The organism is Dickeya lacustris, assembly GCF_029635795.1.
Lineage (GTDB): Bacteria > Pseudomonadota > Gammaproteobacteria > Enterobacterales > Enterobacteriaceae > Dickeya > Dickeya lacustris.
In genome coordinates this window covers 806,715-831,278 of record NZ_CP114280.1, presented here as the reverse complement: position 1 = coordinate 831,278, position 24,564 = coordinate 806,715, and the positions used below count along the sequence as shown (strand labels likewise).

The window sequence follows — 24,564 nt, the reverse complement described above, 5'->3', positions numbered from 1 at the left end:
AGCGCCGTTTGTACATCGATGGATTAATTTCTTTATTTATCATAAATTTAATGTGATTGGAAAATCTGGCACGGAAATTGATTATCTCTTTGCGTCATCAGACTACCGCTGATGGAGAACGCATCGGGCGTGACAACCGCCGGAAATGACTGAGGAGTAGAGTATGGGTATTTTTTCCCGTTTTGCCGATATCGTGAATGCCAATATTACCGCTTTGCTGGATAAAGCCGAAGATCCGCAAAAATTGGTACGGCTGATGATTCAGGAAATGGAAGACACATTGGTTGATGTGCGCTCGACATCTGCACGGGCGCTGGCTGAGAAGAAACAACTGGCTCGCCGTATTGATCAGGCGCATGCCCAGCAGGAGGAGTGGCAGGAGAAAGCGGAATTGGCGCTGCGTCGTGAGCGAGAAGATCTGGCGCGCGCCGCACTGGTGGAAAAACAGAAACTGACCGAGCTGATTACCGTATTAGAGCAAGAGGCCGCCGCCGTTGATGAAACGCTTGATCGAATGAAGCGAGAAATTGGCGAGCTGGAAAATAAGCTTACGGAAACGCGAGCCCGTCAACAGGCCTTGACGCTGCGCCACCAGGCGGCCAGTTCATCGCGCGATATCCGTCGTCAGTTGGATAGCGGTAAACTCGATGAAGCCATGGCGCGCTTTGAGCAGTTTGAGCGCCGCATTGATACGCTGGAAGCTGAAGCGGAAAGCGTTGGGCTCGGCAAGCAGAAATCGCTTGAGCAAGAGTTTGCCGACCTGAAAGCCAGCGATGAAATTGACGCACAGCTGGCGGCATTAAAGGCAAAAGTGAAACCGGTTCAGTAATCGCCACGGGCTGTCGTGATGACGGCCCCTGCTGCATCACCATAATAATGAAGGAGAAAAAATGGGTGCTCTGGTAATAACAATGATTCCGCTGACGATTTTTCTGCTATTCGTGGCGCCGTTATGGTTATGGCTGCACTACAGCCAGCGCCGTAACCGTTCATCACAGTGGGATCAGGCGGAGCGGCAGCGGCTGGTGGCGTTAACGGAAGAGGCGCAGCGTATGCGTGCGCGTATTGACACACTGGAACAGATTCTTGATGCGGAACACCCTAACTGGAGGCAATCCTGATGAGCGTGCGTAATGACAAAACACTCTATCTGCTGCCGGAAGAGGGCATGATTAAAGGGGTGTGTGCCGGTCTGGCGCGTTATTTTGACGTCCCGGTCAAGCTGGTTCGTCTGATCGCCGTGTTATCGGTTTTCTTAGGATTATTTTTAATTACCGCCATTGCCTACATTGTGCTGAGTTTTGTGCTGGAACCGGCGCCGCCGCAACCTGACGATGGGCTGACACCGCCTGACGTCTCGCCGAACGCGTTGTTAGATAATGCGGATGCGATACTTCGCAACAGCGAGCAGCGCCTGCGCGACATTGAGCGTTACATCACCTCGGATACCTTTGGCATTCGTAGCAAGTTTCGTCAGCTGTAATGCCGGGCCATCGGCGAGTGAACGGGGTTTGCGTGTGTGGCAAATCCCGCTTGCTTTAGGGCGAGGCCCGTTGCCGGGCGGTTTGACCATCACGTGGTGTTTTCTCGTCACGCTACACAGATATATGGCCGTGTTGAACAGTGCGGTTGCCCTGCGATCACGGTGAAAACAGGAGTGTCATGGCCTATTCCCTGCCTTTTCATCGCTTACAGCATGAATTTAACGAGCTGGTTAACCGTAGCACTGATAGCCATTTGCGGCTGGCCGTCACCGGCCTGAGCCGTAGCGGAAAAACGGCGTTCATTACCTCGTTGGTGAACCAGTTATTGAACGTGAATCACGGCGCTCGCTTACCGCTCTTTTCGGCCGCGCGTGAAAACCGCCTGTTGGGTGTGCGTCGGGTGCCTCAGCAAGATTTAGGCGTTCCTCGCTTTGCCTATGATGAAGGGATTGCCGCGCTATACGGCGACCCACCAGCCTGGCCGACGCCGACCCGTGGCGTCAGTGAGATTCGTCTGGCGTTACGCTATCGTTCACATGACAGCCTGTTGCGCCATTTTCGCGACACGACGACCCTATATCTCGACATCGTCGATTATCCCGGTGAGTGGTTACTGGATTTACCGCTGCTAGAGCAAAATTATGCGGATTGGTCGCGGCAAATGTCAGGTTTATTGCACGGTGAGCGTTTAGCGCTGGCCCAGCCTTGGCTCACTTTGTGTGAGGGGCTTGATCCGCTGGCGGCAGTGGACGAAAACCAGTTGGCTGCGATATCGCAAGCCTACACGGAGTACCTGCTGCGCTGTAAACAGGCGGGGCTGCATTTCATTCAGCCGGGGCGCTTCGTGCTACCCGGCGAGCTGGCGGGGGCGCCGGTCTTGCAGTTTTTTCCCTGGCCCTGGCCGGATGACCGGCTTGACACACTGGTGGCACAAGCGGCAGATAACACGCTGTTTGGCATGCTGCGTCGGCGTTTTGAGTATTACGGTCAGCACGTTGTGCGCGAGTTCTACCACCAGTATTTTGTGCGCTTTGATCGCCAGATAGTGCTGGTCGATTGCCTGCAACCGCTTAATCGCGGCCCCGATGCGTTTAATGATATGCGCCAGGCGCTGACGCAATTAATGCAAAGTTTCCACTATGGCAAACGTACCTTGTTACGGCGGCTATTCTCCCCCTGTATCGATCGTTTGATGTTTGCCGCCACGCAATCAGACCACGTTACGGCCGATCAACATGGCAATCTGGTGGCGCTGTTGCAGCAACTGGTGCAAGAGGCATGGCGCAACGTGGCATTTGACGGCATCGACATCAATTGTGCTGGCATTGCAGCGATACAGGCCACGCAAAACGGCGTGGTGTCACATCAGGGGCAACAGCAGGCAGCACTGCGAGGCCAGCGCTTGTCGGATGGCGAGTCTATTACCCTCTACCCGGGAGATGTGCCCACCCGTCTGCCGCAGGCGACGTTTTGGCATCAGCAAGGGTTTCATTTTGAACCATTCCGCCCGCCGGTTATGCCGGTGGATACCCCTTTACCGCACATTCGTCTGGACGCGGTGATGGAGTTTTTATTGGGAGATAAATTGCGATGAGTGAACCACAGCAGGCGACCCCGCCGTTGAAGCCGCGAATGACATTTAGCGATGCACCGCTCGGGCCCGAAGCGGCTGGCCTAACGCCAACACTCACCTTTGATGCGCAGGCGGCTACGCAGTTCACTGAACATGCCCCGGAGCCGCAAAGTGAAGCCGACCAGGAAGATGAAGCCAGCCGGATAGTGACGCAGGCGCTGCGCCCGCGTCGTAGCCTTTGGCGGCGGATGTTGTCTGCCGGTATCGCGCTGTTTGCGCTGAGTGTGCTGGCACAGGGCGCTCAGACGTTGTATCGCGCCTGGCAACAACATGACTGGATAGCGCTGGGTGCCGTGGCAGCAGCCTCGCTGATGGTCTGTGCAGGTATCGGCGCGTTGGCCGTTGAATGGCGACGTTTATATCAATTACGCCAGCGTGCGCAAACCCGCGATCGCGCGCGTGAACTGCTTGCGAGCCATCACCACGGTGAGGCGCGTGCGTTTTGCGAGCAACTGGCGCGGCAGGCGGGGCTGGCTGATGGGCATCCGGCGCTATTGCGCTGGCAGGCCGCGCTACATGAAACCCATAATGACCGCGAAGTGACGATGCTCTATGCCCAAGCGGTACAACCGGTACTGGATGCCCGCGCCAGGCAGGAGATTAGCCAGTCAGCGGCGCAGGCGGCATTGATGATTGCGGTCAGTCCGTTAGCGCTGGTGGATATGGCGTTTATCGCCTGGCGCAACTTGCGCTTGGTCAACCGGATTGCGCAGCTATACGGCATTGAGCTCGGCTATTTTAGTCGCCTGACGCTATTTCGGCTGGTGCTGTTGAATGTGGCGTTTGCCGGGGCCAGCGAGTTGGTGCGTGAAATCGGCATGGATTGGATGTCGCAGGATTTAGCCGCACGGCTCTCTGCCCGTGCCGCACAGGGGCTTGGCACGGGCTTGTTGACGGCGCGGCTGGGTATTCGCGCCATGGAATTGTGCCGCCCGCTGCCGTGGCTTGATGATAAGCCCCGATTGGGCGATTTCCGCCATGAGTTGCTCAACCTGGTGCGCGTAAGGCCGTCTGCGCCCGGCCAGGAATCGTGACGATGGTCAATCGGCCCGCGTGTTAAGGCGCGGGCGTAGGAAACGCGCGTACATTATTTTCTCAATCACACACATTTTTGCCGAATAACGCACGGTGTTTTGATATAGCCCGCATTCCTGTATCACGAAACATGATGATCTCTACCTGGATTTTCTACAATCAAGGATAAGTACGGCAGATGATGATGGTGCATTACGGCGTTAAGATGATGCGCTACTGCCGATAATCAGGTGATGGAACATCCTTTTTCCCCCTTGCTGGAAGGATAGTGATGATGCTTCGTGGCAACCTCAGTGTATTAGCGGGTGTACTCAGTGCCCTGATTATGTCCGGTTCCGCCCAGGCGCAATGGGTGATGACCCCTGTCGAGGCCCAACGATTCGCCCAGGCCAGTTTCCCCGAATACCTCGATGCGCTGGCGATCAGTAACGATACGGATATCGCCGCCGATATTCAGCGCAACCTCAATTTCCTTGATAAAGCGTTCCAGAAACGCGGGTTTAGCACCCAGCAACTGGCTAATGGCGCACATCCGATGTTGTATGCCGAACTCGGCCCGATGCAGCCTAACCGCCCGACGGTACTGTTTTTGATGCATTTTGACGGCCAGTCAGCGGCGGCATCAGAGTGGAGTAGCGATCCGTGGAAGCCGACGCTGAAGATAAAAGATTCGCGCGGTATCTGGATGCCGCAGGGCAATGAAAAATTGCTGCAACCGGGCCTTGACCCGGAATGGCGGGTGTTTGGCCGCTCGGCATCGGATGGCAAGGGGGTTATCCAACTGTTTTTGACGGCGGTGGATGCGCTAAAAAGCGCCAACACCGCCACGACTGTCAATATTAAAGTGCTACTGGACTCCGAGGAGGAGCGCGGTTCTCCCCACTTAACGTCGGTGATTAATCAAAATGCCGCACGATTAAAAAATGATGGCGTAGTGATATTTAACGGCGCGGTGAACACCAATAATAAACCGGTCATCACCTTTGGCTATCGTGGGTCGATACAGGTGGATATGACGGTATTTGGCCCCGAACCGGCGGCACACAGTGGGGCGTTTGGTAATGTAATTATCAATCCGGTGCAGCAGTTATCTTCACTGTTGGCAGGGCTTAAGGACGCTAACGGGCGTGTCACGCTGCCGGGTTTTTACGATAAGGTTAAGTTGTCTGACGAGGAGCGAGCGCAACTGGCGTCTCAGGCACCTAAACCCGGCACCATTGAAAGCCGTTACGGTGTCACGCAGTTGGAGAAAATGGCCCCCAACCCCGTTGAGGCCGTACAGTACCCCTCGCTGGACGTGATTGGCCTAAGAGCGGGAGATACCGGTCGAAAAGCTATCTATGCCATTCCGTCAACGGCGACAGCCAGCATTAATATTCGCACCGTGCCGGAAACCTCGCCTGATTATCTGTATGATTTAATAAAAAAATATGTAACGGCCAACGGTTTTTTCATCGTTCGTTCAGACTCGCCCTCGTTGCAAGAGCGCAATCACAATCCCAGGCTTATCTCACTCAGTATGATGACATCGTCCGGCAGTTCGTTTGCTGTTCGCACGCAACTGGCGTCGCCGCTGGCGAAGTGGGTGGTTGACGGCGTGAAAGCGCCGCTCAAAGCCGAGCCGGAAAAAAACCGCATGCTTGGCGTTTCCCCGCCTATCAACGGTGCGCTGGCGGCATTGAAAAATGCATTTGCCGTCGTTTCGCTGGTGAATGCAGACAATAACGCCTACGGCAGTGATGAAAACATGCGCATTGGCAATTACGTGGAAGGGATTCGCACCATTGTGTCAATACTGACAACGCCTTTCCCGGCTGAGGAAAAAGCCAAATAATCCACAGCGGTGCATTGGGGTGTCAACATTTGCTGACACTCCACTTCATCCTGCGGCGGTGACAGGGTATGATGCAGCTCTCGTCCCTGCCGCGCCTGTCAAAGAAGGTTGTATTGATGCGTCTGGAAGTGTTTTGTGAAGACCGAATTGGTCTTACCCGTGAGCTGCTTGACCTGCTGGTACTGCGCCAGATTGATTTGCGTGGTATCGAAATCGATCCGACTGGCCGGATCTACCTCAATTTCACCACCCTCGGTTTTGATGAATTTCGTGAATTAATGACGGAAATTCGACGCATTGCAGGCGTCAGCGATGTCCGCACGGTGGCGTTTATGCCCTCTGAGCGCGAACATCGGGCGCTGAATGCGCTGCTGGAGTCGATGCCTGAGCCGGTGCTGTCGCTGGATTTGAAGGGCAAGGTCGAGCTTATCAATGCAGCGGCGCTTCATCTGTTTGAGATAACTGCCGACAAAGCGCGGGCGTTATCCATCGGCCAGTTACTGAGTGGCTATAACTTCACCCGCTGGCAGGAATCCGGCGGGCAGGCCGAGACAACGCGTGTTGTCATCCGTAATCAGGACTTTCTGTTAGAAGTGGTGCCGGTGCATCTGGAGGATGATAACGGCAAGTCCACCGTTGCCGGTGCGTTGGTGACGCTTAAATCCGCCGTGCGGATGGGACGCCAGTTGCAGGATACCCCGATTAATGATGAACGTGAGTTCGATCACATCGTGGCTGTCAGCCCACGCCTGCGTCAGGTGGTTGAGCAAGCGCGTAAACTGGCTATGCTGGATGCGCCACTGCTGCTGGTGGGCGAAACCGGCACGGGTAAAGATATGCTGGCGCGGGCCTGCCATTTGCGTAGCAGCCGGGGTAAAAAGCCGTTTTTGGCGCTGAACTGCGCCGCGTTGCCTGATGACGTAATGGAAAGCGAACTCTATGGCCATGCGCCGGGGGCTTATCCTAACGCGCTGGAAGGGAAAAAGGGCTTTTTCGAACAGGCGAATGGCGGGTCGGTGCTGCTCGATGAAGTCGGCGAAATGTCGCCACAGATGCAGACCAAATTGCTGCGCTTTCTTAACGATGGCACCTTCCGGCGCGTGGGTGAAGAGCATGAGGTGCATGTTGATGTGCGCGTTATCTGCGCGACCCAGAAAAACTTGCTGGATTTGGTGCAGCGCGGCCTGTTTCGTGAAGATCTCTACTACCGGCTGAATGTCTTAACGCTGTCGCTGCCGCCTTTGCGTGAATGCCCGGCTGATGTGATGCCGCTGGTGGAGTTGTTTGTCACTCGCTTTGCGGATGAACAGGGCATTTCCCGGCCGCGAGTGGCCCAGGAGGTGCGTAATCTCTTGCCGCAATATGGTTGGCCTGGCAACGTGCGGCAGTTGAAAAATACCGTGTATCGCGCGCTGGCGCAGCTTGATGGCGACGAATTACGTTTACACGATATTGATTTACCGGCTTTTCAGCCGGACGTGGTGACGCACAGCGATGAGCTGCTGGAAGGCTCGCTGGATGATATTAGCAAGCGTTTCGAGCGCTCGGTGCTGACCCGTTTGTATCAGGCGTATCCGAGCACCCGTAAGTTAGCCAAGCGACTGGGCGTTTCTCATACAGCCATTGCCAATAAGTTGCGCGAATATGGTCTCAGTGGCCGTAAAAGCAGCGAGGAAGACGACGCGTAATGGTCATCGATGAGCGGCAGTATCAGCGACGTGGGGTGACGTATACCGTGCGTTCGGCGCAGCACCGCGATGCGGCGTTGCTTTCGCCGCTGCGTCTTGAGATAGATGGCGAGACGGAATACCTCGACCGCGAGCGCGGCGAGGCATTCATGAGTGAGGCCGATTTTGCAGCGCTGATTGTCACAGACAGCGCCGCGCCGGGCAATCTCTTTCTCGTGGCAGAAGTCGAAGGCCAACTGGTCGGTTTCTCGCGTTGTCAGGGGAGCTGTCTGCGACGATTGTCGCATAAAGTCGAATTTGGCGTGTGCGTGCGTAAAACGTTTTGGGGATACGGGATTGGGCGCGCGCTGCTGGCGCAATCGATAGACTGGGCGCAGGCCAACCAGATTGAGAAAATGACGCTAAGTGTGCTGGAAACCAACCAAAAAGCCATCGACGTCTATCAGTTGGCCGGGTTTGAAGTGGAAGGGCGCTTAAAAAACGATAAAAAGCTGGCGGATGGCCGTTATTACGCAACGTTAATAATGAGCCGGTGCTGCACGCCTGCAGACGATTAAGCGATAACTTTTCGCTTAAGAGAAGCATGGTTTAATAAATCGAGCCACCCGAACAGCGCAGCGGTAATGGGCTCTCGCAGCCCGACATGTCGCAACCCGATTGTTGACCAGGTGCCCGACGGGTCAACAATCGGGTTGCCATCAACATGTTTAATAAATTTAGCGACTATTCAAAGTTCATTATTTAATGCTGTTTACAGGCTTTCTTATTTTCCGGTGAGACATATAAAAACTCAAAAGAGTAACTAACCGAATAATAAGAGTAGCCAAATTTAGAAACACTAATATTCATATCCCGGACTGTCTCAAGAAAATTGAATTTATGTAATATACTGGGGCTGTTTTTCGCAGCCAGTACATCAAATGCCCGCCACCAGTCGCATGAGCGCTCAACGTATGGCCTGGAAAATTCATTACCGGAATCATAAAAAATATCGCTATCTAAATCATGTTCATCATGCGTTTTCGTAAAGCAATAAGCCAGCGTTTGTTTTTCTGGATTATGATACTCTTCTTTCATACAACTTTGTAAGAGGTCTGGATGATTTTTTAGATAATATTTAAAACTATTGTGTTGGAATGAAATAAGATAAAACAAAGAAAATAAAATGGCAAAGAGAACAACAAAAATAATAAAGAACAGCCGGTTCTTTCCTGAAAATACAAAAAACAAGGAAATGAAAAACACCGAATGAATGATGCTGTCTATGATAAATAAAAGAATACCACTTTCATTATGTTTTATTGCTGCTTGAATAAACATCAAAAGTGTCGATACAAATAATAATAAGGGCAATGTGAAGCGTGATAGTGGGCGTTTTATTTTTATCATCTTATCTTCTTTTTTATTTTTTGATGAAAATCCTTTTAATAAATGGTGTTTTTTAATAAAAGCCGAGTTTGGCAGAGGCCGGATAAAAAATAATAAAAATTAAAACACCCATCCTATAACGTACATTGTATTAATCTATACGCATGCAAAAAAAACACAATACGCCAATACAAAGGTTCTTCCTGTTACCAGGATATTTTTGCCACTGGTTGTCTTTTTGTTGATGTAAGCGTAATAAAAGATAACGAACCGTATATGGCAAAGCTTGGTGCAAACGTCTACCGTATTGCCTGGGTTGACTACAGTCGCTGGTTATCCGGCCATGATGTTGTTATCCATCACGGTGGCGCGGGGATTATGTGGCACTGTTTGCCGCAGGAGATTCCGGCACTGGGCTACCCGGTGGATTATGACCAGTTTGATCATGCAGCCCGGCTTGAATATAGCGGCAAGGGAATATGGCTAAGGGGCGGGCTACACCAACTGACTAACGCTAAACCGCGCCTGATGGAATTATTGAGTAGGCGAAGAGTTCGCGCTAATACTCGGTAAGCGAGAGGGTTTTTATGTCAAAACGTCAGTATCGTCATTCTGAATTCCAGCGATAGCGGCATTTGCCGCCATCTTAAGGAGTGAAGAATGAAAAAAACACGAGCGATGCGCAGGCATCATGTTCGCCGCTTAAAAGCAAAACGTTGCCATTACCATAATGCTGGCGCCAGAACACCCTCACAGACAGGAATGTGTTACCGCACACCCTGTTGTTGTTCTTGTTGGATGTGTGGGCATCAGCGTAAATGGCATGGCATGAATAGGCAGGAACGTCGTGCGCGGGCGCGTTTTACGGATTAGCTGGCTCGTTTTACGTATGAATCGTTGTATGGCCCACGGATGGGCAGATTTTAGTCCGATTGTCGCTGGGAAATCGCATTCGTGCTGATGTGGGGTAAAGGTGCGGTACGGCGCAGTTTTGGCCGGTATTCGGCATCGGCCACCCATCAATTCACTACCCCGCCGCGAGGTGAATGCTACACCAGGAACCGCCGCACAGTGGGCCTGCAACCGTTTATGACGAAGGAGGGGAGAGGGGGATTATATCGTCAGGGGTGAGTGAGTAGATGGCTGCTGTGACAGGGTGGTCGCGCAGGATTATTCGATTACGGAGCAAACCTTCAAACTGCGCACCTACTTTATCTGCGACTCGACGGCTGGCGTGGTTCTGTTCAGCGGCGAGAATTTCCAGCCGGGTTAAACCGAGCGTACCGAAGCCAAATGCGGCTATCTCTTTGACTGCTTCGGTCATTACCCCTTGTTGCTGTGCCGACTGGCGAACCCAGTAGCCGATATTGCCAAGGCGGTAGGCTCTGTTAATGTCATTGATAGCAACCGAGCCAAGTAAATGCTCCGAGTTGCGGTCTGTTATTACCAATTCAAAAGAACGGCCTTCGTGACGCTGCTGGTCACAATGGTTGATCCATTCCTGTGCGCAACCCAGGTCATATGCCGGTGAACACCAAGGCAACCAGCGGCCAACGCTCTCTATCGATTCATGAATAGCCTCATGCAGCATAGGGGCATCAGCGGTGACGAACGGGCGTATAGATAAACGGGGCGTCAGTAATGGAAACATGTTCTCTCCTGAAAAAATCAGCAACAGGCATGCTAAACATGGATGAGGAGTCGTTTTTTACAACAGCTTATTATTGCGCATATTGCATACAGATAATACAGAAAATATGAATAATTCAAGGCAGAGAGGCAGGTTTAACGCGGGCTAATCGTTGCCAAAACGGGCGTTGTTGAGGGAGTGAGTGGCAGTTACGTGTGCCAGTGTACTTAAGTTTACTGCAACAGTGGCGTGAGTGATATTTTATGGCTGGCATTACCCTAAGATGGCACAAGGCCGCGTAGCGATGATACCGGCTCGGAATGTGGCCGCCGCGTTTTCTGCTTTCTGGTGGCCTGTGCGCAAGTGCGTTTTTTATCGCCCTCGCCGGTTGAGGCGATACCGTTGGGCATTCAGCGCAGAGGTGAGAGGGGCCAGACAAGGCAGCCGCGCGGGTATCATAAAAAATAAAAAAGGAGAGGTTTTTTGCCTCTCCTTTTGTTGTCAGCTTTAAACCACCTCTGTAGTGGTCAACAAAAACTGGCCACAGCGTTAGAGTTTTTCCAGAACAATCGTTCTGATTCATTCGGCGTCAAACCACCATTATATTGATGGGGTCTGAGCTGGCTGTAATATTCCGTGATGTAGTTCGTTATCGCTGCGCTGGCTTCACTAAAGTTGGCGTATCCATTATTCGGCACCCACTCTGTTTTCAGGCTTCTAAAAAAACGTTCCATCGGGCTGTTATCCCAGCAATTCCCCCGGCGACTCAGGCTTTGCTTTATCTGATATCTCCCTCCACAGTAATTGTCTGAAATTTCTGCTGGTATAGTGGCTACCTTGATCCGAGTGATACAGCAAATTAGAGGGTTTTCCTCGCGCTTCCCAGGCCATGGACAGCGCTTTCGTTGTCAATGCAGAGTCCGGGAAAAATGACATCGCCCAGCCAACTGGTTTACGAGAAAACAGATCAAGCACAACGGCTAAATAAGCCCAATGTTTACCTGTCCAGATATACGTCACATCACCACACCAGACCTGATTAGGTTCTGTTACTGCAAACTGGCGCTCAAGATAATTGGGGATCTCTACGTGCTCCTTAGACGCCTTCTTATATCGATGGCCGGGCTGCTGACAGCTGATGAGATTAAGTGCTTTCATCAGCTTTGTTGCCCGCCAGCGACTCAGTTTTACGCCTTTGGTTGTGACCCTCGCGGCAATATTACGTGCACCTGCAGAACCATTACTTTCGCGATAGCTTTCACGAACAAGACTGAGTAATACCACGTGTGTGGCATCAGGCTTCTTTGGTTGCCGCCAGTATTTATAGCTGCTGCGATGAACCCCAAACACATTGCACATAACGGCAACGGGAAACCGCGCCCTGAGTTTCTCAACTAATGAGAATTGTTCAGGGAGTCTGACATCAAGAGCGCGGTAGCCTTTTTTAATATATCCCTTTCCATTTCAACACGTTGAAGTCTTTTCTTCAGCTCGCGTATTTCAATCTGCTCAGGTGTCATGGGTGAAGCTATGGGTGATTTTCCCGCTCGTTCTTCTTTCAACTGGCGGACCCACTTATCCATCGTGGATTTGCCGACATTCATTGCCGTGGCAGCGGCGGCAACAGTGTAATGCTGATTCAGTACAAGCTGGGCAGCTTCAAGGCGAAACTCAGGGCTAAAATTGCGTCTGTTACGTCCGGTCATAATGTCACCTGTTTTTGACTATGAGGCGATGATATCACCTCTATTCAGGTGGCCAAATTTAGTGTGCCACTACACCTCCTCGGGAGGTGGTGATTGTTCCTGTGAGGCTATAGCCTGAAGAAAGCCCATGCCAGAAGATCTTCTCTTACTCACCACAAGTAAGAAGGAAATCACTGACATGAGCAGTTATAGAAGTTCAGCACATGTGTTTTGGCGTTGCAAATATCACTTGGTCTGGACACCGAAATATCGCTATAAGATTTTAACGGGAGCAGTGGGGAAAGAGCTTTATCGTTCAATTTACATACTGTGCAATATGAAGGATTGCGAGATATTGGAATTGAATGTGCAATCAGATCATGTCCATTTGGTAGTGATGATCCCGCCCAAACTCTCAATATCGACGTTAATGGGCGTCCTGAAAGGACGCAGTGCCATTCGACTCTACAATAAATTTCCGCATATACGAAAAAAGCTTTGGGGCAATCACTTCTGGGCAAGGGGCTACTTTGCTGACACGGTTGGAGTGAACGAAGAGATTATAAGACGTTATGTGAAGCATCAGGATAAGAAGGATCAGGAGTACGAACAGCAGATGGAGTTGTTACAGGATTAAAAAGAACAAGGCTCCCTTCTAGGGAGCCCCACTTTAAAGCCACCTCTTCAAGAGGTGGATTTTTACTTTATCTGCTTCTCTTTATCTGCGGCTTTAACGCATTTCCACGCTGGCCGATGGGGTATGTCCCGATACTGAATACTGCGCAGTCATTAACCAGACTATTAGCGATGGCATCTGGCATCAAACTGCGGCTGTATCGCGGCTCGACCTCTGTGGATCTTATACCGCTGTGTTTCGGTCAGAAACAGCCGTCAGACCAGCCGCAACGCGGAATTATTTCAATACCGCCAGTGCCGCATCATAGTTGGGTTCGTTGGTGATTTCGTTAACCAGCTCGCTGTGCAGCACGTTGTCGTTTTCATCAAGAACGACCACGGCGCGAGCCGTCAGGCCTTTTAATGCGCCATCGGCAATCGCCACACCGTAATCCTGCTGGAATGCTGCACCGCGCAGTGTGGAGAGCACCACCACGTTGTTCAGACCTTCCGCACCACAAAAACGCGCTTGTGCAAATGGCAGATCAGCAGAAATACACAGTACAACGGTATTCTCAAGCTCAGAAGCCAACTGGTTGAATTTACGCACAGATGCCGCACATACACCGGTATCAATGCTGGGGAAAATGTTCAGGACTTTGCGTTTACCGGCATAGTGGCTCAGTGCCACATCAGACAGGTCTTTGGCGACCAGAGAAAAGGCCGGTGCCTGGCTGCCCGTCGCTGGGAAGGTTCCTGCAACCGGTACTGGATTACCCTGAAAATGTACATTCGTTGACATGCTTACGTCCTTTATTACAGGTGATTAACATGCTGATTAGTGTAGGGCAACAAGTGCAACATTGGTATAAAAAATTACTGGCCCGCTGCGGGGTGGGTGAGTAGGCGAGTCAACGCGTGCAGGTAGTCTTGATTGGCTCGGTCTGGCGAAATGGCGGGGAGTTCAGCCGTAATACAGTGCAGATTGCGCTCCGCACACCAACTGCCAAACGACCCCGGCGTGGCATAGCCCACCGAGCTTGTCAGCGGTAAAGCAAACGTGTTTGCAAGCCAGGCCCCCAGGGGGGATAAATGCGGGTCTTCAATACAGGCCAGCGGTTCATGAAACGAGATGACCCATGCTGGCGATAACCGCCCGATAAGTTTGCATAACGCATCGGTTTCAGGTTCCGACCCCGGCACACCCCCTGTGCCGAGCTGTACATCGCGCACGGCGGTGTCCTCACTCCAGCGATATTGCGTTGGGCTGGACTGCCAATTGGCTGCCGGAAAATTGCGGTTGAGGTCAACTCCATATGCGTTTGCGCGGGTGCCGAGTTGACAGCCATCGGGATTGACGGCCAGCACCACGTGATGCGCCAGTGTCTCGGGCTGAATGGTGCGTAGCGCACACGACAGCGCCACAACCGACGCGGTTTCATCGCCGTGCGTTCCGGCGATGATAAGGCCACACTGCCCACCGGGTTTACTCGCGGCAAACCATAATAATGGCGCACCCAGCCGGGAGCGGCCATATTCCTGCGGCATGGTGCAGAATCGGCCCCGTTCCGGGCGTGGGCGATGCGGTGTCTGCTCATCAGTCATGGTGATTTCAGCCTGTCAAAAAGCGCTCGCCTTGTAAAATGGCGGCGATATAGGTGCGTGGTACCTGAGAATACCAAAAAACCAGACGGCCTTGAGCCACAGTCGCGGGAATTGCGCGGCGCTTCGCAATGTGTTGCCAGGAGGATGGCCGTGTTGCGTAACGCCTCGCAAACCTCGCACTGCTACTGGTTGGAAGGACGGGTTTGCGACTATGATAATCAGCAGGTTAATAAAGCAGGCTAATAAAATAGCGACGCGGTGGGTTTTTGCAGCGTCTGGCGTGTTAGCGGTCATGCGCCCGCAGGGCGTGAAATGTCAACGTTTTGTTTGAAGGAAATAACATGCACGTGGGGTATTGGAGCGTTTTTGTACGGATGATTTCCATCGCTGTCGTAGCATCAGCGGCGCTTGCGGCCCATGCCGCACAGGTTCCCCAGGGCGTTGAACTGGCAGCCAGGCAGACTATCGTGCGGCATATTAAAGATGAACCCGCCTCGTTAGACCCCGCTAAAGCGGTAGGGTTGCCGGAAATTCAAGTGATTCGCGATCTGTTTGAGGGGCTGGTCAACCAGGATGCGCAGGGCAATCCCATTCCCGGTGTCGCGGAGCGCTGGCAAAGCAGCGATAATCGCACCTTTATTTTTACCCTGCGCCCTGATGCCCGTTGGTCAAACGGGGAGCCGGTCACAGCGGGGGATTTTGTCTATAGCTGGCGCAGGCTGGTTAATCCACAAACCCTGTCGCCGTTTAGCCATATTGCTCGTCTGGCGGGTATCGTTAATGCCGATGAAATTCTGGCAGGAAAATTACCGGTCGATAAACTCGGTGTCGTTGCGGTGGACGAGCATACGCTTAAAGTGCAGCTCAGTAATCCGGTGCCGTATTTCATCAACCTGATGGCGAATTTCAGTGTGTATCCAGTACATCAGGCGACGGTTGAACGATTCGGCAATGACTGGACTAAGCCTGGCAATTTGGTGGGTAACGGTGCCTTTGTACTCAGTGAGCGCGTGGTAAATGAAAAGTTGGTGCTGACGCCGAATAATCACTATTGGGACCATGCTAATACCCGGTTGACACAGGTAACGTTTGTGCCGATTAATCAAGAATCGCATGCCACCAACCGCTATCTTGCGGATAATATTGATATTACAGAGTCATTTCCGAAGAACCAGTATAAGACGTTACTGAAAAAACTTCCCGGACAAGTGTTTACGCCCAACCAGCTTGGCACCTATTACTACGCCTTTAACACGCAACGCGCGCCGACTAACGATGTACGGGTGCGTAAGGCGCTCTCCTATGCGATTGACCGAAGCATCATTGCTGACAAGGTGCTGGGAACCGGGGAGAAACCGGCCTATCGCTTTACGCCGGATGTGACGGCAGGTTTCCCGCCAACGCTTTCACAACTGCAACAATACTCGCAGGCAGAGCTGGATGCGCAGGCCAAAGCATTGATGGCCGCCGCCGGGTATACCCCCGCGAAACCGCTAAAACTCACGCTGTTGTACAACACACAAGAGGTACATCAGAAAATCGCTATCGCCGTGGCGTCGATGTGGAAGACCAAGCTTGGCGTGGATGTCCGGCTGGTCAACCAGGAGTGGAAAACCTATATCGATAGCCGCAATAGCGGCAATTTTGATGTGATTCGGGCTTCATGGATTGGGGATTACAACGAACCCTCGACGTTTTTATCGCTGCTGACCTCTGAGCACAGTGGCAACATCGCCCGTTTCCATGACCCTGATTATGACCGCGTCATTGCAGATACTCGCGGCCAAACCCATCCGAAGATACTGCGTGATGATTACCAGCACGCCGAGCAAATTTTGGCCGAACAGGTGCCGATTGCGCCTATCTACCAATACACCAACGGGCGCTTGATCAAACCCTGGGTAAAAGGCTACCCGATCGCTAACCCGGAAGATGTGGCTTACAGCCACACCTTGTATATCCTGAAGCATTAAGCGATGAATACCGGCGGCCATTCTGATTGCATGCACCAGCATAAACAGTAAGATGGCCGCTGCCTAATGTAGCAGGAGAGAGCGCGTGAGTGTGATGGAAGGCGAAGCGATACGCTATACCGGAGCCGTTTTCGCTTGTCAGTTAAACGGTAAGGGAGGGATTACGCCGCTTGCCAGTAGTTCATTGACGGCGGAAGGTGAGACCCCTGCCTGGTTACATCTGGACTCCACGCAACCGGCCAGCGAACGCTGGTTGCACGAAACCACCTTACTGCCTGATAGCGTGCGTAATGCTCTTTCAGGTGAAAGTGCCCGGCCACGCGTCGTGCGTTTAGGCGAAGGCTCGCTGGTGACGCTGCGTAGCATTAATTATAACCCCGATGCCCGGCCTGATGAGCTGGTTGCCATTCGGGTATTTATTACCGAGCGGTTGATTGTCTCTACCCGGCGACGCAAAGTGGCGGCGATTGATGAGGTAATGAGTGACCTGAAAGAGGGTAATGGCCCGGCAGACAGCGGCGACTGGATGGTGGCGATTGCCGAAGCGCTGACCGATCACACCAGTGAGTTTATCGATGAGCTGCACGAGAAAATAATCGACCTTGAAGATGCCTTGCTGGAGCAGCGTATTCCGCCGCGCGGCGAGCTGGCGCTGATTCGCAAGCAACTGATTGTACTGCGCCGTTATATGACGCCGCAGCGTGACATCTTCTCGCGTTTGTCCGGCGAGAAATTTAGCTGGATGCGGGATGACGATCGTCGGCGCATGCAGGAAATTGCCGAACGACTGGGGCGCGGGCTGGAGGATTTGGATGCCAGTATTGCGCGCACGACCGTCATCGCCGATGAAATCACTACGTTAATGGCCGATGCCATGAACCGCCGCACCTATACTATGTCGCTGTTGGCGATGATTTTCTTGCCCACGACGTTTTTAACCGGGTTATTTGGCGTGAATCTGGGCGGCATTCCCGGGGCGAACAGTGGCGTGGGGTTTACCGTGTTTTGTCTGTTGTTATTACTGTTGGCAAGCGGGGTTGCCTGGTGGTTAAAACGCAGTAAATGGTTGTGAGGTCTGCATCGTAATTACTGTTTGATTTGTCACACAATTGCCCGTGTAGCGAAAAACTGCTGCCGATATTGAGCAACATCAACATTTTTGGTCTACGCCTGCGGCACTATCCTTCCCGCAGGTGAATGCAACGTCAAGCGATGGGCGTTGCACTCCATATTGTCTTACTTCCTTTTTTGAATTACTGCATAGCACAATTAATTCACACCATGCCGACTTCGTTGTCGGCTTTTTTTTGCCTGTTATTTAACCTGAACCTGTCTTGTCGTGCTGCGTTGGTAGGGTTGCGTGCACTCGCGTCAGCCGCCTTGCCGTTGCGCTGACGGGCACGGTAATACTGGCGGCAGGCACCGCCAGTGTGCTGCTGTAATGGCCGTTAGCGGATCTCTACCACGTCCAGGCGCTCCAGTGGCCGGGTGTCATCATCGTCATCAGCTTGCCAGCCAACCGGTTGCAGCGGGATTTCTTCGCGATCAAAGGCCAAATCACCGCCGTCTACCACCTCGCTGCCCTGGCGGATGGCTTTAAAATCAAATAATGCCGTATCACACAGGTGCGAAGGCACCACATTTTGCATCGCGCTAAACATGGTTTCGATGCGCCCTGGGTAGCGTTTATCCCAATCACGCAGCATGTCTTTAATTACCTGACGTTGCAGGTTCGGCTGCGAACCGCACAGATTACACGGTATTATCGGGAACTGGCGCGCTTCGGCAAAGCGCTCGATATCTTTTTCCCGGCAGTACGCCAGCGGGCGGATAACGATGTGCTTACCATCATCGCTCATCAGTTTGGGCGGCATCCCTTTGAGTTTGCCGCCGTAGAACATGTTGAGAAACAGGGTTTGCAAAATGTCATCGCGGTGATGGCCAAGGGCGATTTTGGTGGCGCCGAGTTCGGTGGCGGTGCGGTAAAGAATGCCACGGCGCAGGCGTGAGCACAGCGAACAGGTGGTTTTCCCTGCGGGGATTTTCTCTTTAACGATGCCGTAGGTGTTTTCTTCGACAATCTTGTATTCCACGCCGATGCCGTCGAGATACTGCGGCAGCACATGCTCGGGGAAGCCAGGCTGTTTCTGGTCAAGATTGACGGCCACCAGTGAGAAATTCACCGGTGCGCTCTGTTGCAGGTTGCGCAAAATTTCCAGCATGGTGTAACTGTCCTTGCCGCCAGACAGGCACACCATAATGCGATCGCCTTCTTCAATCATATTGAAATCGGCAATCGCTTCACCCACGTTGCGGCGCAGGCGCTTTTGTAATTTGTTGAGGTTGTACTGCTGCTTAGGTGTAACTGATTGATTTTCTGACATTTAACGGTAGCTCGTGTTCATGGGGCCGGTGCTCCAGCATTGCTGGGGGCTAAGTGTACCATTAAGTGCGTGGCAGGCCACGCAGCAAGCCACTTCGTTGAGATACACGGTAGCGTGCCGGGAGAGGCTGTCTGAGGGTTTTCATGTGAGCCGATTTCAGGCAGGAAAACCTGAACATCGGGAAATATCGTTATTTTTACGTTTTTCTTTAATGGAGAATGATATTTTTCATGCGGTTATACCGTGGTATATGGCGGTAGGAAGCGTGACTACTGATAAGCGCAAATATCCAGTGAGTAGCCTCTTTTTCCGGCTATCAAACCGCGCTATCACTGCTATGCTGTGGGCGCAGTTTGGTGCTGGTGTGATGCACCCTGTATCAGGATACGGGCCTTTATCCGGGTGAATGTGTTGGTGAAAAAGAGAACGATACCCATGAAAAAATTGCTTTTGGCCGTGGTGGCCACGGCGATGTTGTCAGGTTGTTCCGTGTTTAGTACGAAAACAACCAGCCTGAGCAGCACTTTTATTTCGCCTTACTATTTTTCTTACACCACTGCCCATGTGTTAGAGAAAAACACCAATTGGGTGGAGGACGTGTACTTAACCGGTAATCCGGCCCGCTGGGATGAAATCCGTGGCACGTATCGTGCGGCGTTGCCGAAAATCACGCTGACTTACCGGGTTGAACCGTCAAGCAACGGTTATCGGGTCACGTATAACGGTGCGGTGAGTTATCTGCTGCGTGCGCAGCACGGCGTTGAAAATGGTAAAGATATGGTTGAAGGCGAAAGTGTGCGCCAATTTGTGATCCCCCAGCGCAGTGTTGAGGTGACGTTTGATAAAAAAGCCTTGCTGACGCTCACTGATGATATCAAGGTTGAGGCGTCGCTACAGCAGAAGGTCGAGATGCACTCGATAGAAGATCGCTAATCGCAATAGCGAAACGGCAGAGGGCGATGTGCGGGCCATACCCGTCATCATGGCGCTGTGATAGCGCGGGCAGACTTTTACTACACCGCATTTCTGGGAATTCTTTTCCCTGGAACGGACAATAAGATTTGGGAGCAGGTGACATTATGGCGTTGCCGCAATGGCTGATAGCAACAGCCGCAATCATGTTGGTGGCTTGCAGTAGTGAGCCGGTTGATAAGGGGCAAAATCGCGCTGCCGTGGCGACACCTCGCGCATGGCAAGGGCAGGGAACCCCGGCAGACGTTAACTGTATGCTGGCAGGGGGGCGCATGGGGTTATCGCGTCAGCTCAGTGGCGCCAGCATTGGCACATGCCTGCTGGCAAACGGTAAACGTTGTGATGAAACGGCACTGCTTAATGGCCGTTGCCCCGCAGGGTGAATGGCATAACGTATAAATGACATAGCGCATAAACGATGTAAGCGGCCTTTCGCCGCTACGACGCGCCGGGCCAGTTAGCGGTGGTGATGTACCACCGCTAACATCAGGCTATGACGTCACCTGATTAGCACAGGGTTCATTGGCTATCAGTTGCTGGATATTTTGCAACGTCGTGTGTGAAATACTGGTGAGCGCTTCCTCGGTTAAAAAGGCCTGATGGCCGGTAAACAGCACATTGTGGCAGGCAGAGAGGCGGCGGAAGACGTCGTCCTGAATCACATCGTTAGATTTATCGCTAAAGAACAGATCGCGTTCATTTTCGTAAACATCCATCCCCAGTGAGCCAATTTTTTGCTGTTTAAGCGCATCAATGGCCGCCTGCGAGTCAATCAGGCCACCGCGACTGGTGTTGACGATCATCACGCCATTTTTCATCCGATCGAACGCTTCCCGGTTAAGCAGATGATGGTTTTCCGGCGTCAGCGGGCAGTGCAGGGAAATGACATCGGCGGCGGCATACAGCGTATTGAGGTCAACATATTGCGCACCCAATTCAAGCGCTTGCGGGTTTGGGTAGGGGTCGTGCGCCAGCAGTTTCATGCCAAATCCTTTGAGGATGCGCAGCGTCGCAATGCCGATTTTTCCGGTGCCGATAACGCCCGCCGTGCGCTGGTACATATTAAAGCCAATCAACCCTTCCAGTGAAAAATTGGCGTCACGGGTGCGTTGATAAGCGCGGTGAATGCGCCGGTTTAGGCTCATCATCATGCCAACGGCGTGTTCGGCAACCGCTTCAGGCGAGTAGGCCGGAACGCGGACTACCTGAATACCCAATTCCTGGGCCGCCTCCAGATCGACGTTATTAAAGCCGGCACAGCGCAAGGCCAGTATTTTGATGCCGTTATGCGCCAGTTCGGTGAGCACGTCGCGGCCCGCATCGTCATTCACAAAAATACAGACGGCATGGCACCCGGCAGCCATTTTGACGGTACGAGGACTGAGCATGAAATCAAAAAACTCCAGCTCGTAGCCGAATTGTTGATTCACCTGCTCAAGGTATTTGCGGTCATACTGTTTGGTACTGTAAATCGCCAGCTTCATGATTGTTTCTCCACAGGTAGTGTCGGCGGCGTCTGCCACTACGCTAAAAAGACGCAGCCCGATTAAGCTAGCAGAAAACCCTAAGCAGACAAACTGTTAGCATGCATCAGCAAAAAACGCCTGAATGAAATGAACGTCGCCGAAGGTTGATGCACGTTGCCATGAACCGCAGCGCGACGGGGCGGGAGCTTGCGCGCTGCGGAGTGCGGTATTAGCGGGATGCGCCAAATACCGATACGGCCTGTGCCATATTGGCGATTTGCTGTTGCAGGTGATCGGTTGCGGAGTGCGATTGGCTCGCCAGCGCCGTATTCTGGTGCGTCAGTTCATCAATACGGTTCACGGCATCATTGATTTGTTGCAATCCCTGCGACTGCTCTTTGGTCGCCTGGCTGATGCCGTTCATCAACTGTGTGACTTCCTGAACTTTGACCAAAATATTATTCATTGACCGGTTGGTGTGTGAGACTTGTTGATCGCCGGTGCGGATGCTCGTCAGCGTGTTGTCGATAAGCCCGGCAATGTCTTTGGCTGAAGCGGCACTGCGCTGTGCCAGCGAGCGTACTTCACTGGCGACGACTGCAAAGCTTTTCCCTTGTTCACCGGCATGCGCCGCTTCCACGGCAGCATTAATCGCCAGAATGTTGGTCTGAAAGGAGAGGTTGTCCAGCACGCTAATAATGTCGGTAATGCGCTCACTGGCCCGGGTGATGGTTTCCATGGTGCTGGCCACTTCGCTAACGGCCTGCTCACCGACGTTCACCACCTGATTCACATCCTCAGCATATTGCGATGCACGCAGTGAGGCATCGGCATTGCTTTTGATGGTGGCATTCAGTTGCTCAACGGAGGCCGCCGTTTGTTGCAGGCTCTCTTCGGTTTTTTCGCAGCATTCAGCCAAAATGGAGTTGCCCTGAGCGATTTCACCGCAGGCACCTTTCAGTTCTTGCAGGTTGATGTTGACGTCATCGACAAAGGTGCGGAAATTCATGCCGGACTGATTCACTGCCCGCATCAACATGCCAATTTCGTCGGCACGATTCAGCGCAACCAGGCTGTTGGCCTGGCCCGACGCTGAACGCATCGCTTGCGCCAAAACCTGTTCTGTCGGTTTGGCGATATGCAAAACCAGCAGTTCACACAGCAAGCCTGCACAGACCATCAGCGTGGCGAACAGGCTAAAGGCCAGCGCAGATTTGGGCAGCAGAGCAAAGGCTATCGCTAATGGCAATAACCCCAGCAGGCCGAAATAACTGCGGATACGCCAGCGTAATGCCATGGTTTTGAACATGCTGAGCCATTTTAGCGGCCCGGTATACACCAGCAGGCCGTTCTGGAATGCCTGATGCCTGAGCTGGCCTGTATTCACCTTATCGTAGAGCGCCTGCGCCTGATGAATTTCATCCGCCGTGGCAGCGGTGCGCACCGACATATAGCCGATGAGTTTGCCATCGCGCTTGAGGGGCGTGGTGCTGGAGCGCACCCAGTAATGATCGCCGTTCTTGCGCCGGTTTTTTACCACACCACACCAGATTTTCCCCGCTTTTAGCGTGTTCCACATATCGGCAAAGGCTGATGGTGGCATATCCGGGTGGCGGATGAGATTGTGCGGCTGATTCATCAACTCTTCCGGCTCATAACCGCTGACCTTGATGAAATCGCTATTGGCGTAGGTGATGTGGCTGTCAGGTGTCGTGACTGACATCAGCTTGGTGTTGGCATCCAGCGAATACTGACGTTGACTGACAGGATAATTTTTACGCATGACGTATCCCTTTTGCGATATTGAAGGGGTGAGCAGGTTCGTATTGTTTGAATAATCAACAAAACTTTATGGTTTTGTGTCTCAGCACTATCTGGTCGCTATCTGGCGACGGGCGATATCTGTGGCGCGAGAGTCTCGGTGGCTTCAGACATCGCACGCCCTACAATGCTGTATTTATGTAAAAATTTTATCACAATCAGGTAATTGGTATGTATGGCTTTTGCGGTGGAATGTGAACTGAATGGTGAACAGGTGTGCAATACGTATTAGATTTCGCACTGAATGGCAAAGCAGCGGCGGCATGCGCCAGTGAAAAACATCATATTTGTTGAAGAAATGTCGCGTGGGGCGAGAAGGGGAACGTGAGCGTGATGGCGCGGATTATTGCGCGATGGCGGGCATATGTAAAAAAATGGCCGCACCTGAGAGGGCGGCCACCGTACTGCCGGTAACTGGCGATTATGCTGACGCCAGACCCTGCAGTGCTTCTTTTGCACCGGCCAGCGCGTTTTGCGCCGCTTCCGGGCCGTAAGCCAGCCCTTCAGCGAAGACAAATTCGACGTCGCTGATACCGATAAAGCCCAGGAACAGACGCAGGTAAGGCGCCAGAATATCGCTTGGGGTATCTTTATGAATCCCGCCACGGCTGGTCAGTACGATAGCGCGTTTGCCTTTCACCAGGCCTTCCGGGCCCTGCTCGGTGTATTTGAAGGTCACGCCAGCGCGGGCAATCAGGTCGAAATAGTTTTTCAACTGGGTCGGAATGTTGAAGTTGTACATTGGCGCGGCCAGTACAATCACGTCATGGGCCTGTAATTCGGCAATCAGCTCGTCAGACAGCGCTTTCGCTTCTTGCTGACGCGGTGTCAGCGCGGCGTCGGACGGACGCAGCATGCCAACCAGTTCGCCATCCAGCACCGGCAGCGGATTAGCCGCCAGGTCACGCACCGTGATGGTATCAGCAGCGTGAGCCGCCTGCCATGCAGCGGTAAAGTGATCGGCCAACTGATTAGACTGGGAATAGTCTGCCAGAATACTTGATTTCAGAACGAGAACTTTGCTCATTGCCAATTCCTTGTTAAGTGTGACAAAGCGACGATTGTCGCCGGATGAAGGCATCATAGGCGCGTTAATGGCAACACGATAGCGCAATATTTCGAGATCTTTGTTCGATTTTATTGAATGACGATAGCGAACGCCTGCGGCGCTGACGGCAAATCAGGGGGAAACGTATAGCCTGCGCCATCAGTGTGATACCATGCCCGCCGCAGAATTTATGCCGCTGATTCCCGGCGCTGCGTGTATGGCGAATGCCGCGTGATAATGTCGCGTGATTGCCGAGATAGGCTCAATCAGCGCTGACGGCCATAAGCCAACGTTCCATCAACGTCCCATAAAGGGCGCGTATG

22 protein-coding genes and 2 pseudogenes are annotated in these 24,564 nt (G+C 52.6%); 15 read left to right on the top strand and 9 right to left on the bottom strand.

Going from position 1 to position 24,564, the window contains the following annotated elements; all coding sequences use genetic code 11:
* Window positions 1–163: 163 nt before the first annotated feature.
* From pspA to O1Q98_RS03705, 8 genes are all read left to right on the top strand, one after another.
* On the top strand, window positions 164–829 hold the full coding sequence (gene pspA, locus O1Q98_RS03740) for a phage shock protein PspA (RefSeq protein ID WP_125259137.1): 666 nt from the start codon (window positions 164–166) through the stop codon (window positions 827–829).
* A 61-nt stretch (window positions 830–890) separates the two neighbouring features.
* Window positions 891–1,121, top strand: a complete 231-nt coding sequence (gene pspB, locus O1Q98_RS03735; protein WP_125259138.1) for an envelope stress response membrane protein PspB — start codon at window positions 891–893, stop codon at window positions 1,119–1,121.
* Window positions 1,118–1,483, top strand: a complete 366-nt coding sequence (pspC, locus tag O1Q98_RS03730) for an envelope stress response membrane protein PspC (RefSeq protein ID WP_416232412.1) — start codon at window positions 1,118–1,120, stop codon at window positions 1,481–1,483. The genes pspB and pspC overlap by 4 nt, the downstream gene beginning before the upstream one ends.
* Window positions 1,484–1,662: 179 nt before the next feature.
* Complete coding sequence (locus O1Q98_RS03725) at window positions 1,663–3,078, top strand: YcjX family GTP-binding protein (RefSeq protein ID WP_125259140.1); 1,416 nt, start codon at window positions 1,663–1,665, stop codon at window positions 3,076–3,078.
* Window positions 3,075–4,151, top strand: a complete 1,077-nt coding sequence (locus O1Q98_RS03720) for a YcjF family protein (protein ID WP_125259141.1) — start codon at window positions 3,075–3,077, stop codon at window positions 4,149–4,151. Before O1Q98_RS03725 ends, O1Q98_RS03720 begins: the two co-directional genes overlap by 4 nt.
* Window positions 4,152–4,426: 275 nt before the next feature.
* Entirely contained in the window at window positions 4,427–5,986 is a 1,560-nt protein-coding gene (locus O1Q98_RS03715; RefSeq protein ID WP_125259161.1) for a M20/M25/M40 family metallo-hydrolase, read from the top strand.
* A 116-nt stretch (window positions 5,987–6,102) separates the two neighbouring features.
* Complete coding sequence (gene tyrR / locus O1Q98_RS03710; protein ID WP_125259162.1) at window positions 6,103–7,674, top strand: transcriptional regulator TyrR; 1,572 nt, start codon at window positions 6,103–6,105, stop codon at window positions 7,672–7,674.
* A complete protein-coding gene (locus tag O1Q98_RS03705; RefSeq protein ID WP_125259142.1) occupies window positions 7,674–8,231 on the top strand; it encodes a GNAT family N-acetyltransferase in 558 nt (185 codons plus the stop codon). The genes tyrR and O1Q98_RS03705 overlap by 1 nt, the downstream gene beginning before the upstream one ends.
* 184 nt (window positions 8,232–8,415) lie before the next feature.
* On the opposite strand, the gene O1Q98_RS03700 is transcribed toward O1Q98_RS03705, so the two are convergent.
* Window positions 8,416–9,063, bottom strand: coding sequence for an ABC transporter ATP-binding protein (locus O1Q98_RS03700; protein ID WP_125259143.1), 648 nt, complete (start codon window positions 9,061–9,063; stop codon window positions 8,416–8,418).
* Between the two features lie 273 nt (window positions 9,064–9,336).
* Between O1Q98_RS03700 and O1Q98_RS03695 the strand changes: the two are divergent.
* Window positions 9,337–9,615 (top strand): annotated as a pseudogene (locus O1Q98_RS03695) (glycosyltransferase); the annotation flags it as partial.
* A 514-nt stretch (window positions 9,616–10,129) separates the two neighbouring features.
* Here the strand turns inward: O1Q98_RS03695 and O1Q98_RS03690 are convergent.
* Window positions 10,130–10,693, bottom strand: a complete 564-nt coding sequence (locus O1Q98_RS03690) for a GNAT family N-acetyltransferase (protein ID WP_125259145.1) — start codon at window positions 10,691–10,693, stop codon at window positions 10,130–10,132.
* 506 nt (window positions 10,694–11,199) lie between these two features.
* Window positions 11,200–12,378: pseudogene (locus O1Q98_RS03685) on the bottom strand (IS3 family transposase).
* A 178-nt stretch (window positions 12,379–12,556) separates the two neighbouring features.
* Between O1Q98_RS03685 and tnpA the strand changes: the two are divergent.
* Window positions 12,557–12,994, top strand: a complete 438-nt coding sequence (gene tnpA, locus O1Q98_RS03680) for an IS200/IS605 family transposase (RefSeq protein WP_102802660.1) — start codon at window positions 12,557–12,559, stop codon at window positions 12,992–12,994.
* 276 nt (window positions 12,995–13,270) lie between these two features.
* Here tnpA and tpx read toward each other — a convergent pair whose 3' ends face one another.
* Both tpx and mpaA read right to left on the bottom strand, forming a co-directional pair.
* Window positions 13,271–13,774: a thiol peroxidase gene (gene tpx / locus O1Q98_RS03675; protein ID WP_125259163.1), complete on the bottom strand. Its 504-nt coding sequence runs from the start codon at window positions 13,772–13,774 to the stop codon at window positions 13,271–13,273.
* A gap of 74 nt (window positions 13,775–13,848) precedes the next feature.
* Window positions 13,849–14,577 carry a murein tripeptide amidase MpaA gene (mpaA, locus tag O1Q98_RS03670; protein ID WP_125259164.1) on the bottom strand — a complete coding sequence of 243 codons (729 nt, stop codon included), beginning with the start codon at window positions 14,575–14,577 and terminating at the stop codon, window positions 13,849–13,851.
* 374 nt (window positions 14,578–14,951) lie between these two features.
* On the opposite strand from mpaA, the gene O1Q98_RS03665 reads away from it, so the two are divergent.
* Both O1Q98_RS03665 and zntB read left to right on the top strand, forming a co-directional pair.
* Window positions 14,952–16,550, top strand: coding sequence for a peptide ABC transporter substrate-binding protein (locus tag O1Q98_RS03665; RefSeq protein ID WP_420810495.1), 1,599 nt, complete (start codon window positions 14,952–14,954; stop codon window positions 16,548–16,550).
* Window positions 16,551–16,635: 85 nt separating this feature from the next.
* On the top strand, window positions 16,636–17,622 hold the full coding sequence (zntB, locus tag O1Q98_RS03660; RefSeq protein WP_125259166.1) for a zinc transporter ZntB: 987 nt from the start codon (window positions 16,636–16,638) through the stop codon (window positions 17,620–17,622).
* A gap of 376 nt (window positions 17,623–17,998) precedes the next feature.
* On the opposite strand, the gene ttcA is transcribed toward zntB, so the two are convergent.
* Window positions 17,999–18,934: a tRNA 2-thiocytidine(32) synthetase TtcA gene (gene ttcA / locus O1Q98_RS03655; RefSeq protein ID WP_125259167.1), complete on the bottom strand. Its 936-nt coding sequence runs from the start codon at window positions 18,932–18,934 to the stop codon at window positions 17,999–18,001.
* 145 nt (window positions 18,935–19,079) lie between these two features.
* On the opposite strand from ttcA, the gene O1Q98_RS03650 reads away from it, so the two are divergent.
* From O1Q98_RS03650 to O1Q98_RS03640, 3 genes are all read left to right on the top strand, one after another.
* Entirely contained in the window at window positions 19,080–19,340 is a 261-nt protein-coding gene (locus O1Q98_RS03650; RefSeq protein WP_125259168.1) for a hypothetical protein, read from the top strand.
* Between the two features lie 29 nt (window positions 19,341–19,369).
* Window positions 19,370–19,867, top strand: coding sequence for a membrane lipoprotein lipid attachment site-containing protein (locus tag O1Q98_RS03645; RefSeq protein WP_125259169.1), 498 nt, complete (start codon window positions 19,370–19,372; stop codon window positions 19,865–19,867).
* A gap of 146 nt (window positions 19,868–20,013) precedes the next feature.
* Window positions 20,014–20,289 (top strand): putative hemolysin, encoded by a 276-nt coding sequence (locus O1Q98_RS03640; protein WP_125259170.1) that lies wholly within the window; start codon window positions 20,014–20,016, stop codon window positions 20,287–20,289.
* 108 nt (window positions 20,290–20,397) lie between these two features.
* On the opposite strand, the gene O1Q98_RS03635 is transcribed toward O1Q98_RS03640, so the two are convergent.
* The 3 genes from O1Q98_RS03635 to O1Q98_RS03625 all read right to left on the bottom strand — a co-directional run bounded on the left by O1Q98_RS03635 (window position 20,398) and on the right by O1Q98_RS03625 (window position 24,220).
* Window positions 20,398–21,390, bottom strand: coding sequence for a 2-hydroxyacid dehydrogenase (locus O1Q98_RS03635; RefSeq protein WP_125259171.1), 993 nt, complete (start codon window positions 21,388–21,390; stop codon window positions 20,398–20,400).
* A gap of 211 nt (window positions 21,391–21,601) precedes the next feature.
* On the bottom strand, window positions 21,602–23,155 hold the full coding sequence (locus O1Q98_RS03630) for a methyl-accepting chemotaxis protein (protein WP_125259172.1): 1,554 nt from the start codon (window positions 23,153–23,155) through the stop codon (window positions 21,602–21,604).
* A 459-nt stretch (window positions 23,156–23,614) separates the two neighbouring features.
* Complete coding sequence (locus tag O1Q98_RS03625; RefSeq protein WP_125259173.1) at window positions 23,615–24,220, bottom strand: FMN-dependent NADH-azoreductase; 606 nt, start codon at window positions 24,218–24,220, stop codon at window positions 23,615–23,617.
* Window positions 24,221–24,564: the final 344 nt, after the last annotated feature.

Bases quoted from the DNA above. Each gene is read 5' to 3' on its own strand.
- O1Q98_RS03705 (WP_125259142.1), top strand. From the start codon at position 7,674: ATGGTCATCGATGAGCGGCAGTATCAGCGACGTGGGGTGACGTATACC.
- O1Q98_RS03715 (WP_125259161.1), top strand. From the start codon at position 4,427: ATGCTTCGTGGCAACCTCAGTGTATTAGCGGGTGTACTCAGTGCCCTG.
- O1Q98_RS03700 (WP_125259143.1), bottom strand. From the start codon at position 9,063: ATGATAAAAATAAAACGCCCACTATCACGCTTCACATTGCCCTTATTA.
- O1Q98_RS03720 (WP_125259141.1), top strand. From the start codon at position 3,075: ATGAGTGAACCACAGCAGGCGACCCCGCCGTTGAAGCCGCGAATGACA.
- O1Q98_RS03690 (WP_125259145.1), bottom strand. From the start codon at position 10,693: ATGTTTCCATTACTGACGCCCCGTTTATCTATACGCCCGTTCGTCACC.
- ttcA (WP_125259167.1), bottom strand. From the start codon at position 18,934: ATGTCAGAAAATCAATCAGTTACACCTAAGCAGCAGTACAACCTCAAC.
- pspA (WP_125259137.1), top strand. From the start codon at position 164: ATGGGTATTTTTTCCCGTTTTGCCGATATCGTGAATGCCAATATTACC.
- tyrR (WP_125259162.1), top strand. From the start codon at position 6,103: ATGCGTCTGGAAGTGTTTTGTGAAGACCGAATTGGTCTTACCCGTGAG.
- tpx (WP_125259163.1), bottom strand. From the start codon at position 13,774: ATGTCAACGAATGTACATTTTCAGGGTAATCCAGTACCGGTTGCAGGA.
- O1Q98_RS03630 (WP_125259172.1), bottom strand. From the start codon at position 23,155: ATGCGTAAAAATTATCCTGTCAGTCAACGTCAGTATTCGCTGGATGCC.
- O1Q98_RS03640 (WP_125259170.1), top strand. From the start codon at position 20,014: ATGGCGTTGCCGCAATGGCTGATAGCAACAGCCGCAATCATGTTGGTG.
- O1Q98_RS03725 (WP_125259140.1), top strand. From the start codon at position 1,663: ATGGCCTATTCCCTGCCTTTTCATCGCTTACAGCATGAATTTAACGAG.
- O1Q98_RS03625 (WP_125259173.1), bottom strand. From the start codon at position 24,220: ATGAGCAAAGTTCTCGTTCTGAAATCAAGTATTCTGGCAGACTATTCC.
- O1Q98_RS03645 (WP_125259169.1), top strand. From the start codon at position 19,370: ATGAAAAAATTGCTTTTGGCCGTGGTGGCCACGGCGATGTTGTCAGGT.
- mpaA (WP_125259164.1), bottom strand. From the start codon at position 14,577: ATGACTGATGAGCAGACACCGCATCGCCCACGCCCGGAACGGGGCCGA.
- pspB (WP_125259138.1), top strand. From the start codon at position 891: ATGGGTGCTCTGGTAATAACAATGATTCCGCTGACGATTTTTCTGCTA.
- tnpA (WP_102802660.1), top strand. From the start codon at position 12,557: ATGAGCAGTTATAGAAGTTCAGCACATGTGTTTTGGCGTTGCAAATAT.
- O1Q98_RS03635 (WP_125259171.1), bottom strand. From the start codon at position 21,390: ATGAAGCTGGCGATTTACAGTACCAAACAGTATGACCGCAAATACCTT.
- O1Q98_RS03665 (WP_420810495.1), top strand. From the start codon at position 14,952: ATGATTTCCATCGCTGTCGTAGCATCAGCGGCGCTTGCGGCCCATGCC.